Annotated in this window: 11 protein-coding genes; 6 read left to right on the forward strand and 5 right to left on the reverse strand. The window is 70.8% G+C overall.

Features of this window, described 5'->3' with window-relative positions; translation table 11 throughout:
• The first annotated feature begins 107 nt into the window (after positions 1–107).
• The 4 genes from AC1PME_RS17115 (at position 108) to AC1PME_RS17130 (ending at position 3,882) form a co-directional block, all read left to right on the forward strand.
• A complete protein-coding gene (locus AC1PME_RS17115; RefSeq protein ID WP_481096501.1) occupies positions 108–1,004 on the forward strand; it encodes a TauD/TfdA dioxygenase family protein in 897 nt (298 codons plus the stop codon).
• A gap of 70 nt (positions 1,005–1,074) precedes the next feature.
• Entirely contained in the window at positions 1,075–2,133 is a 1,059-nt protein-coding gene (locus AC1PME_RS17120) for an ABC transporter substrate-binding protein (RefSeq protein WP_481096502.1), read from the forward strand.
• A gap of 1 nt (position 2,134) precedes the next feature.
• Positions 2,135–3,016: an ABC transporter ATP-binding protein gene (locus tag AC1PME_RS17125; RefSeq protein WP_481096503.1), complete on the forward strand. Its 882-nt coding sequence runs from the start codon at positions 2,135–2,137 to the stop codon at positions 3,014–3,016.
• Complete coding sequence (locus tag AC1PME_RS17130) at positions 3,013–3,882, forward strand: ABC transporter permease (RefSeq protein WP_254459060.1); 870 nt, start codon at positions 3,013–3,015, stop codon at positions 3,880–3,882. The genes AC1PME_RS17125 and AC1PME_RS17130 overlap by 4 nt, the downstream gene beginning before the upstream one ends.
• Before the next feature lie 130 nt (positions 3,883–4,012).
• On the opposite strand, the gene AC1PME_RS17135 is transcribed toward AC1PME_RS17130, so the two are convergent.
• From AC1PME_RS17135 to AC1PME_RS17155, 5 genes are all read right to left on the reverse strand, one after another.
• On the reverse strand, positions 4,013–4,951 hold the full coding sequence (locus AC1PME_RS17135) for a DUF6607 family protein (protein WP_481096504.1): 939 nt from the start codon (positions 4,949–4,951) through the stop codon (positions 4,013–4,015).
• Between the two features lie 52 nt (positions 4,952–5,003).
• The gene (locus tag AC1PME_RS17140; RefSeq protein WP_254459062.1) at positions 5,004–5,597 is read right to left on the reverse strand and encodes a Hemin transport protein; all 594 of its coding nucleotides are present in this window, start codon (positions 5,595–5,597) and stop codon (positions 5,004–5,006) included.
• Positions 5,598–5,603: 6 nt separating this feature from the next.
• Positions 5,604–7,817 (reverse strand): TonB-dependent hemoglobin/transferrin/lactoferrin family receptor, encoded by a 2,214-nt coding sequence (locus AC1PME_RS17145; protein WP_481096505.1) that lies wholly within the window; start codon positions 7,815–7,817, stop codon positions 5,604–5,606.
• A 178-nt stretch (positions 7,818–7,995) separates the two neighbouring features.
• On the reverse strand, positions 7,996–8,196 hold the full coding sequence (hemP, locus tag AC1PME_RS17150) for a hemin uptake protein HemP (RefSeq protein ID WP_254459064.1): 201 nt from the start codon (positions 8,194–8,196) through the stop codon (positions 7,996–7,998).
• Positions 8,197–8,390: 194 nt separating this feature from the next.
• Positions 8,391–9,362, reverse strand: a complete 972-nt coding sequence (locus AC1PME_RS17155; RefSeq protein WP_254459065.1) for an aldo/keto reductase — start codon at positions 9,360–9,362, stop codon at positions 8,391–8,393.
• Between the two features lie 214 nt (positions 9,363–9,576).
• Between AC1PME_RS17155 and AC1PME_RS17160 the strand changes: the two genes are divergently transcribed.
• Positions 9,577–10,875, forward strand: a complete 1,299-nt coding sequence (locus tag AC1PME_RS17160) for a NupC/NupG family nucleoside CNT transporter (RefSeq protein WP_254459066.1) — start codon at positions 9,577–9,579, stop codon at positions 10,873–10,875.
• 67 nt (positions 10,876–10,942) lie between these two features.
• A complete protein-coding gene (locus AC1PME_RS17165; RefSeq protein ID WP_481098137.1) occupies positions 10,943–11,899 on the forward strand; it encodes a ribokinase in 957 nt (318 codons plus the stop codon).
• Positions 11,900–11,929 lie beyond the last annotated feature (30 nt).

Consider the following 11,929-nt stretch of genomic DNA (forward strand, 5'->3'; position numbering starts at 1 on the left):
CACCATCCGAATCGTTGCTTCGGCGCGCGCCGGGTGCGGCCTACAGTGGGCATGGACGCCGCATGCCGGAGCCGTGGCGTCGCATCCTTCGCAGACGAGACCGCAGCATGGCGCGCGCATCCATCGCAACACGGCCGGCCACCGCCGCGGCGCCGGCGGTCCGCATCGAACCGTTCGCCGCGCCGCTGGGCGCGCAGGTGCTGGGGCTGGACCTGACCCAGCCGCTGGACGCGGCCACGTTCGCGCTGCTGCATCGCGCGCACCTGCACTACCACGTGCTGGTGTTCCGCGACCAGCGCATCACCCCGGCGCAGCAGGTGGCCTTCAGCCGCCGCTTCGGCCCGCTGCAGATCCATGTGCTGCGCCAGTTCCAGCTGCGCGACCACCCGGAAGTGCTGGTGGTGTCCAACATCAAGGAGCACGGCCAGCCGATCGGGCTGGGCGATGCCGGCCACTACTGGCATTCGGACCTGTCGTACAAGCCGACCCCGAGCCTGGGCTCGATGCTGCTGGCGCAGGAGTTGCCCGCCGAGGGCGGCGATACCTTGTTCGCCAACCAGCACCTGGCCTGGGACACGCTGCCGCCCGAGCTGCAGCGCGCGGTCGACGGGCGCCTGGCCGAGCACAGCTACCTGGCCAAGTACGAGGACCTGCGCAAGCGCAATCCGTGGCGGCCGCCGCTGACCCAGGCGCAGATCGACGAGGTGCCGCCGGTGCGCCATCCGATCGTGCGCACCCATCCCGAGACCGGGCGCCGCGCGCTGTTCGTCAGCGAGCACTTCACCACCCGCATCGTCGGCCTGCCGCAGGACGAAAGCGACGCCCTGCTGCAGGCGCTGTTCGCGCACAGCAGCGCCGATGCGCTGGTCTACCGGCATCGCTGGCAGGCGCACGACATGGTGTTCTGGGACAACCGCTCGGTCACCCACCTGGCCGGCGGCACCCCGGACCACCTGCGCCGGCGCCTGCACCGCACCACCATCGAGGGCGACGTGCCGTTCTGAGCCAGGCCCCTCCGCGCGGCGCATCCGCCGCCGTCCGCCAGCGTAGCCCTCTCCCGCCCTGGAACGACGCATGACCGCTTTCGATTCGCCCGCTTTCCCGCCTGCCGCACCGTCCGCCGCTGCAGCGCGGCGGCTACGCTGGTTCGCCGCCGCGCTGCTCGCCGTCGCGCTGCTGCATACCCAGCCCGCGCAGGCCGAAGGCCGGCTGCGCATCGCCAAGCAATACGGCATCGTCTACCTGCTGCTGGACGTGGCGCAGGAGCAGAAGCTGATCGAGAAGCACGGCAAGGCCGCCGGCATCGACATCGCGGTGGAGACCGTGCAGTTGTCCGGCGGCGCGGCCGCCAACGATGCGCTGCTGTCCGGGTCGATCGACGTGGCCGGCGCCGGCGTCGGCCCGCTGTTCACGCTGTGGGATCGCACGCGCGGCCGCCAGAACGTGCGCGGCGTGGCCTCGCTGGGCAACTTTCCCTACTACCTGATCAGCAACGATCCGCGGATCAAGACCCTGGACGATTTCGGCCCGCGCGACCGCATCGCGGTGCCGGCGGTCGGCGTCTCGGTGCAGTCGCGGCTGCTGCAGCACGCCTCGGCGCAGCGCTGGGGCGAACGCGCCTACAACCGGCTGGACGCGCAGCAGGTGGCCTTGCCGCATCCCGACGCGGCCGCGGCGATCATCCGCGGCGGCACCGAGATCACCGCGCACTTCGCCAGCCCGCCGTTCCAGGAGCAGGAACTGGCGCGCAACCCGAAGGCGCACATCGTGCTCGACTCCTACGCGATCGAAGGCGGCCCGACCTCGGCCACGGTGCTGTACGCCACCGAGAAGTTCCGCCGCGACAATCCCAAGACCTACCAGGCCTTCGTCGCCGCGCTGGCCGAGGCGGCGGTCTTCGTGCAGCGCCAGCCGGAACAGGCGGCGGACCTGTTCGTGCGCCGCAATGGCGGCAAGATCGACCGCGCGCTGGTGCTGCGCATCCTCAAGGACCCGAAGGTGCAGTTCAAGACCGCGCCGCAGAACACGCTCAAGCTCGGCCAGTTCCTGTCCCGGATCGGCGCGATCAAGCAGGCGCCGACTGCGGTCAAGGATTATTTCTTCGACAGCGCGCAAGTGGCCGGAGGCAGCTGAGATGAATCCCTTCGCCTTGACGCCGGCGCCGTTGCTGCAGCTCGAGCGGGTCAGCCTGGACTACGCCAGCGGAGCGCGCGTGGTCCGCGCCACGCATCAGGTCAGCTTCGACGTGTACGCCGCCGACCGCCTGGTGCTGCTCGGCCCGTCGGGTTGTGGCAAGTCGACCCTGCTCAAGGCCATCGCCGGTTTCGTCGCGCCCAGCGAGGGACAGATCCGCCTGGACGGGCAGGTGCTGCGCGCCCCGGGACCGGACCGGGTGGTGGTGTTCCAGGAATTCGACCAGTTGGCGCCGTGGAAGACGGTCCGCCAGAACGTCGCCTTCGGCCTGCGCGCGGCGCGCAAGCTGGGGCGGCGCGAGGCGGGCGAGCGCGCCGATCATTTCCTGCACAAGGTCGGGTTGTCGGCGTTCGCCGATGCCTACCCGCACACCTTGTCCGGTGGCATGAAGCAGCGCGTGGCGATCGCGCGGGCGCTGGCGATGCAGCCGCGCGTGCTGCTGATGGACGAGCCGTTCGCTGCGCTCGACGCGCTGACCCGCCAGCGCATGCAGCAGGAGGTGCTGGAGTTGTGGGACGAGGCCCGCTTCACCTTGCTGTTCGTGACCCACTCGATCGAGGAGGCCTTGCTGGTCGGCAGCCGCATCGTGCTGCTGTCGGCGCATCCGGGCCAGGTGCGCGCCGAACTCAACAGCCATGGCTTCGGTCCCGCCAGCGTCGGCAGCCCGGCGTTCCAGCACGCCGCCCAGCGCATCCACCGGCTGCTGTTCGACCCGCCCGGCGCCAGCGAAGACGGGGTCGAGACCGAGGCCGAGACAGCCGCGGCTGCCAGCAACGTGGCGCCGCTGCGCCGGCGCGCGGGCGTACGCGAGGCCACGCCATGAGCGCCGCCGCGCCGCTGCGGCCGCCGATCCGCGCCGAGTACGAGAACCCGGTGTTGCCCTACGCCGCCGCCGCGCCGGCGACCGTGGCGCGACGCCGGCAGTTCCCGGACTGGCTGCGCCAGGCGCTGGTGCTGGTCGTGCTGGCGGCGCTGTGGGAAGCGGCGGCGCGCTGGCTCGACGACGACCTGCTGCTGCCGAGCTTCCTGCAGACCGCGCGCGCCTTCGCCGACGGGCTGTGGACGGGCGAATTGCTGGGCCGGGTCGGCGCCTCGCTGCGCATGCTCGCGCAAGGCTATGCGCTCGGCGTGGCCCTGGCGTTCGGCCTGACCGCGCTGGCGGTCTCGACCCGGATCGGCCGCGACCTGCTGAGCACGCTGACGGCGATGTTCAATCCGCTGCCGGCGATCGCCCTGCTGCCGCTGGCCCTGTTGTGGTTCGGCCTGGGCAACGGCAGCCTGGTGTTCGTGCTGGTGCACGCGGTGCTGTGGCCGCTGGCGCTGAACACCTACGCCGGTTTCCAGGGCGTGCCGGAGACGCTGCGCATGGCCGCGCGCAACTACGGCCTGCACGGCCTGCGCTACGTGGTCGCGATCCTGGTCCCGGCCGCGCTGCCGGCGATCCTGTCCGGCCTGAAGATCGCCTGGGCCTTCGCCTGGCGCACGCTGATCGCCGCCGAACTGGTGTTCGGCGCCACCTCCGGCCAGGGCGGCCTGGGATGGTACATCTTCCAGAATCGCAACGAGCTCTACACCGACCGCGTCTTCGCCGGGCTGGCGATGGTGATCCTGCTCGGCCTGCTGGTGGAAGGCGCCGGCTTCCGCGTCCTGGAACGGCTCACCGTGCGTCGCTGGGGCATGCAGCGCTGAGCGGCGCGGGCCACCTCCGCCACCGGCCGGCACCGGCCGCTCCCCGCTGCGCATCGACGAACGCCCAAAAGGGAAGGCGCCATCCCGGCCGCCTTCCCACCCTGGCGGTGTCGCGACGGCGGCGCTGCGCTCAGCGCGCGGCCGCGGCCGGCTCCACCCACTGCGCGAACACCGCATCGAGTTGCGCATCGCCGACCGGCTTGCCGGCCTGCACCGCCTCGGCCTGTTCGAACAGCGGCACGATCATCGCCATGCCATCGACCTTGGTCTTCAGGTGCACGCCCGGCGGCGTGCCGAGGAACCGGTCCCAGCGCGCGCGCACCTTCGCCCAATAGCCTTGGGTGGCCTTCCAGTAGGCATAGGCCGGCGCGAAGTCGACCTGTTGGGTCTTGACGTAGTCGTTGAAGCCGAACTCGCGGGCGATCGCCTGCTGGCTGCCGTCGGGCTTGCGCAGCACCTTGGTGTTGAACTGTTCGTGAGTCCAGCCGGCCGGGGTCAGCGTGTGCCGGTTGATCGCCGCCAGCGCGTTGTAGTCGCTGCGCTTGGTGTACTCGCGGCGCGGCAGCGGCCGCCAGGTCAGGTCGCTGGTCCAGGTCGGATGGCCGTCGGCGTAGTCCCAGCGCCCGGTGCCGCAGTAGCGCGGCGCGTCGCTGACCTCGTACACGCACTGGGTCCAGGCGCCGCGGGTGGCCGCCGCATCGAGCGGGCGCACCTGCCAGGTCTGGTCGGCACTGAACTCGAAGCGCTGCGGCGCCTCGTAGATCCAGTCCTGGCGCCAGTGCTTGGTCACGTGGCCGCTCTTGGGCTCCACCAGCAGATGCTGCAGCACCACCTTGCGCGGGCTGTCCTCGACCACGATCACCACTTCGTCGCCGCCGCTGCGCAGCGGTGCGGCACGCGCGTAGCCGGGTTGCAGCAGCACGGTCTCGTCGAAGGCGAACGTCACCGTGTACTCGCCCTGCATCGCCAGGATGCTGGCGCGGTCGCGCGCCGGATCGGCGTTCTCGGCGTGGGCGGGAAGACTGCCGGCAAGCAGCAGGGCAAACAACAGCGGAGGGGCTTTCATCATCGAAAAGGGTGTAGTTGTTGTTGATGGGAAACGGGGAACCGCCATCGGCCGCTCACAACCGCAGCAGCGGCCACGGCCGGTCGGGATCGGGGCGCGGCGCAGGGCGCCCGGCGCGGGCGCAGCAGCAATCGTCGACCAGCACATCGCCTTCGGCCGCCTCCAGGCGCGCGATGCGCCGGGCGATGCTGGCGCCGAGCGGCGACACGCCGGCCACGCTGGCCGCCAGCACGCCATCGGCCGCGTGCAGGCGCAGCGCCCGTGCCTGCCAGCCATCGCCGCGCAGGCGGCCGGCGACGCGCCGCCACAGCCGCTCGGCGACGCCGCCGTCGGCGGCATCCTGCGCCGCGGGCAAGGCCGACAACAGCGTGTCCCAGGCGACGAAATCGCTGTCCGGCAGCAGGTACAGGCGCCAGCAGCACTGCTGTTGGCAATCGTAGAAGCGCAGGCTCTCCAGCACCCCGTCGCTGTCCACGTCCAGGTGCGCGGCCACGCTGCGGGCATGGCGCCAGCCGATCAGTTCGGCGCCGGTGCGGGCGCGGTACAGGCACAGCACGGTGCCCAGCGCGGCCAGCTGCGCCGGGCGCGGCAGCGGCGCGGTGGCGGCGATCCGCTCCGGGCCGGTACGCGCTGGCGCGGCGGTGCGCATGCGCCGCTACCAGTCCAGCGCCAGGCTGACCGAGACGTTGCGCCCGGCGCCGGTATAGCGGTCGAGCACGGCGCTGCTGGCCAGGGTCGCGCCGGGCAGCATGTTCCAGTCGATGTAGCGGCGGTCGGCCAGGTTGAACACGCCCACGTCGAGCCGCGCGCCTTCGGTGAAGCGCCAGTGCGCGAGCAGGTCCAGCGTCGCGTAGCCGGCCGGCGTGTAGTAGGTCGGCAGTTCCGGGCGGCGCTTCTTCGCCACCGCGGTGGCGACCAGTTGCGCGCCCCAGGTGCTGCGGTCGTAGCCCAGCCCGAGCACGCCGCGCAGCGGATCCACCGAATTGAGCGGCGTGCCGTCGGTGCGGTTGTCGCCGCGCGCATAGGCGGCGCTGGCCTGCAGCGACCAACCGGCCCAGCGCGCATCGAGCGCGCCGATGTCGATGCCGGCCTTGGCCTCCACGCCGCGGATGACGACCCGATCCACGTTGCGCGACTGGTACAGCATCAGGCCGTCGGCGTTGAAGCCGACGAAGCGGTAGGACTCGATGAAGTCGCGGTAGGCGTTGCGGTAGGCGCTCAGGCCGGCGTAGACGGCGGGGCCGGCATAGCGCATGCCGAGCTCCGCACCGCGGCTGGTCTCCGGCTTCAGGTCGGGATTGGCGATCGCGGTGTAGCCGATCAGCAGGTTGGTGAAGCCGATATTGACGTCGTTGTAGGGCGGCGCGCGGAAGCCGTGCGCATAGTTGGCGTACAGCGACCAGGCGTCGTCCAGGCGCCAGATCGCGCCCAGCTTGGGCGAGACGTTGCGGTCGCTGATCTTCTTCGCCACCACGCCGGGATTGTCGGTGGCGAAGATCGCGTCGACCTGCGGCGACAACCGGTAGTAATCGGCACGCAGGGCCGGGATCAGGCGGAAGCGGCCGTCGGCCAGCGCGATCTCGTCCTGCAGGTAGGCACCGGCCTTGATCGTCTCGGTGACCGGGAAATCGCGAACCGGGAAGGTCTCCATGCCCACGGTCTTGCTGATCGCCCCGGTGCGCAGGTTCAGCGTGTGGCCGTCGCGCTTCTCATGGGTGTCGGTGTGCGACAGGTCGATGCCGTAGCTGATGTCGTGCACGACGCGGCCCTGGTCCACCCGCTTGTGCAGATTGGCCTGCAGGCCGTACAGGCGCTGGTCGAAGTCGTGCTCCATATGCCGCAGCGTGCCGTTGCTGCGGCGTTCGTCGGTGCGCTGCAGGCTCTGGCTGTCCTGGCGATACAGCTGCCACTGCAGGTCGTCGGCGAGCAGCGTGTCGAGCTGGTCCGCCTCGTGGGCCAGCGAGACGCGGGCGCGGGTCTGGTGGTCGCGGCCGCGCTGGGACAGGATGCTGGCAGTGACGTTGCTCAGCGCGTCGATGCGGGCGTAGTACTCGTTGCCTTCCACGGTCAGCTTGAAGCGCTGGTTCGCGCTGGGCGCGTAGACCAGCTTGCTGAGCAGGCTGCGGCCATCGCTGTTGAGCGGGTTGGGCGCGGTGCGCGCCGCGCCGATGCTGCGGTTGTCGCCCTGGGTCTCGCTTTCCTGGCCCTGGCGATGGCTGAGCGCGGCCATGCCGCTCCAGCGCGCGCCGCCGAAGGCGACCAGCGCGCCGGCGAACAGGCCCTTCCACTCGCTCTCGTAGCCGAACTTCAGGCCGACGTAGCTGTCCTTGCCCGGCGCCAGGTAGTCGGACGGATCCTTGGTGACGTAGGCGACCACGCCGCCGAGCGCATCGGAGCCGTACAGCGCGCTGGCCGGGCCGCGCACGATCTCCACGCGCTTGAGCGTGTCCATGTCGACGAAGTTGCGGTTGGCGTTAAGGTAGCTGCCGAAGCTGAAGCCGTCCGAGACCGGGATGCCGTCGGTCTGGATCAGCACGCGGTTGCCGTCCAGGCCGCGGATGCGGATGCCGCCGATGCCGCTGAAGCGGCCGCTGTTGCCGGTGGCGGAGACGCCGGGCGTGTAGCGCAGCAGATCCTTCAGGTCGTGGACCAGTGTGCGGTCCATCTGTTCGCGGTCGATCACATCGACGCTGCCGGGCACGTCGACGATGGCCCGCTGGGTGCGGGTGGCGGTGACCTGCAGGCGATCGAAATCGCGGATGGCGGCCGCCGCACCGGCGTCGGTGTCGGCGGGGGATGCGGGAGCGGCATGCGCGCTGGCGGTCAGGGCCAGCCACAGCGCGCCGGTCAGCGGAGCGGTACGGAACATGGAGAGCATCGGTGGTCGCGCAAGACCCTCGACCGGCACGGCGCGCAGGCCGCGCGCCTGGCCGAGGGGGGAGAGAAGGATCGCGACTGCGAGGCGGCCGCGGCCGGCGCGCAAGGGCGTCGGCCAGGTGGCGGCAGTGTCGAGCGGTACGCCGGCCGCGCGCGGCGGCCGGACGGCGTTACTTGGTCAGGATCAGCTTGTCGTTGCTGGTATGGCGCAGGCGATACACGCGGTCGCCGTGCTGGATCAGCACTTCGCGGCGGCCCTTGAGCAGCGCCTGGCTGCTGATGGTTTCTTCGGCAGGCACCGCGCGCGGCGCCGTACGCTCGCGCAGGCTCAGGGTTTCGGGGTGACGCAACAGCACGGGTTGAGCGGTCATGGTCGAACTCCATCCACAGGGTGCATGAAGATGATAATGATTCTCAATACTTAATCAAGACCCATTCTCGCCCATTTCGATTCGCGGTTGCGATCAAGATCGCGAGATCAAAAGATGCAAAAAATCGAAAGCATCTTCCCCACTCGGCCGCCGCACCACCGCCGGTTGGCGCGGCGGCGGCGCCTCTGCCGCCCTCACTCCAGCGCGGACTCGACCCGGCCCCACCATGCCGCATCGTCGCGCTCGGCCAGTTCCAGCGCGGCCAGGTTCTCCAGCAACTGCGCGACCCGGCTGGCGCCGAGGATCACCGTGGACACGTGCGGGTTGCGCAGGCACCAGGCGATCGCCAGCGCCGCCGGCGCCACGCCCTCGGCCGCGGCCAGCGCGGTGAAGGCGCGCGCGCGCTCGACCCGGCGCTGCGCGGGCGGTCCGATCACCTCCTGCTGCAGCCAGGCATTGCGCTCCTGGCCCAGCCGCGAGGCCGGATCGATGCCGTCGTTGTACTTGCCGGTGAGCAGGCCCGAGGCCAGCGGCGACCAGATGGTGGTGCCCAGGCCCAGTTCGGCGTACAGCGGCGCGTACTCCTGCTCCACGCGCTCGCGGTGCAGCAGGTTGTACTGCGGCTGCTCCATCGACGGGCCGTGCAGGCCCAGCGCGCGCGCCACCTGCGCCGCCTCGCGGATGCGCTCGGCCGGCCACTCGGAGGTGCCCCAGTACAGCACCTTGCCCTGGCGGATCAACGCGTCCATCGCGCGCACGGTTTCCTCCACCGGCGTGTCCGGATCGGGGCGGTGGCAGTAGTACAGGTCCAGGTAATCCACCCGCAGGCGCTTGAGCGCCGCGTGGCAGGCGTCGGTGACGTGCTTGCGCGAGAGCCCGCGCTGGGTCGGGCGCGGCGACTCCACGGCGCCGAAGTAGACCTTGCTGGACACGCAGAAGCCGTCGCGCGGCAGGCGCAGGTCGGCGATCACGTCGCCCATCACCTGCTCGGCGCGGCCGTGCGCGTAGACCTCGGCGTTGTCGAAGAAGTTGATGCCGTGGTCCCAGGCGGCGGCGATCAGGTTGCGCGCTTCGTCGCGGCCGGTCTGCCCGCCGAAGTTGATCCAGGCACCGAACGACAGCGCCGACAGCTGCAACCCGGTGGTCCCGAGGCGACGGTAATGCATGGCAACTCCTCCTGCTGAGCGGACCCGCGGCATGGCCGGGGACGGCCACACAGTGTAGCGGCGCCGCCCGGCATCGCCCCGCCAGCGGCAGGGCCCCCGCTCTTGCGAATCCCCAATCCCGAATCCCCAATCCCCGACTGAACACGCCTCGCCTTGCCGGCCGTCACCCCCTGCACTAGGCTTCCCGTCTTTGGTCGGGGACCCGGGGACGCAGATGGTCGAAGGATTGGGAAGGATCGGCTTCGGCCTGTTCGGGTTGGCGGTGTTGATCGGGATCACCTGGCTGTTCTCCAACAACCGCCGGGCGGTGGACTGGAAGCTGGTCGCGACCGGCCTGGTCCTGCAGATCGGCTTCGCCTCGCTGGTGCTGCTGGTGCCGGGCGGGCGCGAGGTGTTCGACTGGCTCGGCCAGGTGTTCGTGAAGGTGCTGAGCTTCGTCAACGAAGGCTCCAGCTTCATCTTCGGCAACCTGCTCGACACCAAGACCTACGGCTTCATCTTCGCCTTCCAGGTGCTGCCGACCATCATCTTCTTCTCCGCGCTGATGGGCGTGCTGTACCACCTGGGGGTGATGCAGGCGGTGGTGCGGGTGATGGCCTGGGCGATCACCAAGGTGATGCGCGTGTCCGGCGCCGAGACCACCAGCGTCTGCGCCAGCGTGTTCATCGGCCAGACCGAGGCGCCGCTGACGGTGCGCCCGTACATCCCGCGCATGACCGAGTCCGAGCTGCTGACGATGATGATCGGCGGCATGGCGCACATCGCCGGCGGCGTGCTGGCGGCCTACGTGGGCATGCTCGGCGGCGGCGATCCGGCGCAGCAGGCGTTCTACGCCAAGCATCTGCTGGCGGCCAGCATCATGGCCGCGCCGGCGACGCTGGTGGTAGCCAAGCTGCTGATCCCGGAGACCGGTACGCCGCTGACCCGCGGCACGGTCAAGATGGAAGTGGAGAAGACCACCAGCAACGTGATCGACGCCGCCGCCGCCGGCGCCGGCGACGGCCTGCGCCTGGCGCTGAACATCGGCGCGATGCTGCTGGCCTTCATCGCCCTGATCGCGCTGGTCAACGCGCCGCTGACCTGGCTCGGCGACGTCACCGGCCTGGCCGCCGTGCTCGGCCGCCCGACCAACCTGTCCACCATCTTCGGCTACGTGCTGGCGCCGGTGGCCTGGGTGATCGGCACGCCGTGGCCGGATGCGACCACGGTCGGTTCGCTGATCGGCCAGAAGGTGGTCATCAACGAGTTCGTCGCGTATACCGAGCTGTCGCGCATCGTCCAGGGCCAGGTGCCGGGCGTGAGCCTGAGCGCGGAAGGCCGGCTGGTCGCCACCTACGCGCTGTGCGGCTTCGCCAACTTCAGCTCGATCGCGATCCAGATCGGCGGCATCGGCGGCCTGGCCCCGGAGCGCCGCCACGACCTGGCCCGCTTCGGCCTGCGCGCGGTACTGGGCGGCTCGATCGCCACCTTCATGACCGCGACCATCGCCGGGGTGCTGTCGCATTTCGCCTGAGCCGGTCGCTGCGTTCGCTATATCGTTTTTCCTTTTTTCAGTTCCAGTCGAGAAGTAGTACATGCCTATGAGTTCGGTCATCGTCGTCGGTTCGTTCAATGTCGACCATGTGTGGCGGTGCGAGAATCTGCCCGCAGCGGGGGCGACCATCGCCGGCCGCTACAGCACCGGCCCCGGCGGCAAGGGCTTCAACCAGGCGGTGGCGGCGGCCCGCGCCGGCGCGCGCACCAGCTTCGTCTGCGCGCTCGGCGACGATGCCGGCGGCGCGATGGCGCGCGGCCTGGCGGCGCAGGACGGCATCGCCCTGGTCGCCGAGGCCAGCACCGAGCCGACCGGTACCGGCGGCATCTACGTCGACGGCCACGGCCGCAACACCATCGTCATCGGCGCCGGCGCCAACGCCGCGCTGAGCCTGGACTTCGTGCAGGCGCAGCGCCCGCTGCTGGGCTCGGCGCGGGTACTGCTGGCGCAGCTGGAGTCGCCGATCGAGACCATCGAGGCCACCCTGGCGCTGGCGCGCGAAGCCGGCCTGACCACGGTGCTCAACGCCGCCCCGGCCAACGCGCAGACCAGCATCGGCCTGCTCAAGCTGGCCGACGTGCTGACCCCCAACGAGACCGAGTTCGCCGCCCTGCTGGCGCGTCACGTCGGCGTGCGCGTGGACGCCGACGACGTCGCCGCCACCGATGGCGGCAGCCTGCACGCGCTGTGCCGCAAGCTGCTGCCGGGCGGCTCCGTGGTGGTGACGCTGGGCGCGGTCGGCGCGTTCATCTCGCATCCGGAGGAGCGCCTGCTCGGCGACACCCAGCCCTACTACCGGATCGGCGCCGAAGCCGCGCACACCGTGGACACCACCGGTGCCGGCGATGCCTTCAACGGCGCCCTGGTGGCCTCGCTGGCGCAATCGCCGAACGCCACGTTCGCCACCCACGTGCGCTTCGCCAACCATTACGCGGCGCGCTCCACCGAAGCCGAAGGCGCGGCGGCGTCGATGCCGCGGTTGACCCCGGACAGCGCCGGCTGAGGCGTCGGCGCCTCCCCCGATCCAGCGCCG

The organism is Xanthomonas sp. NCPPB 901, from assembly GCF_056725085.1.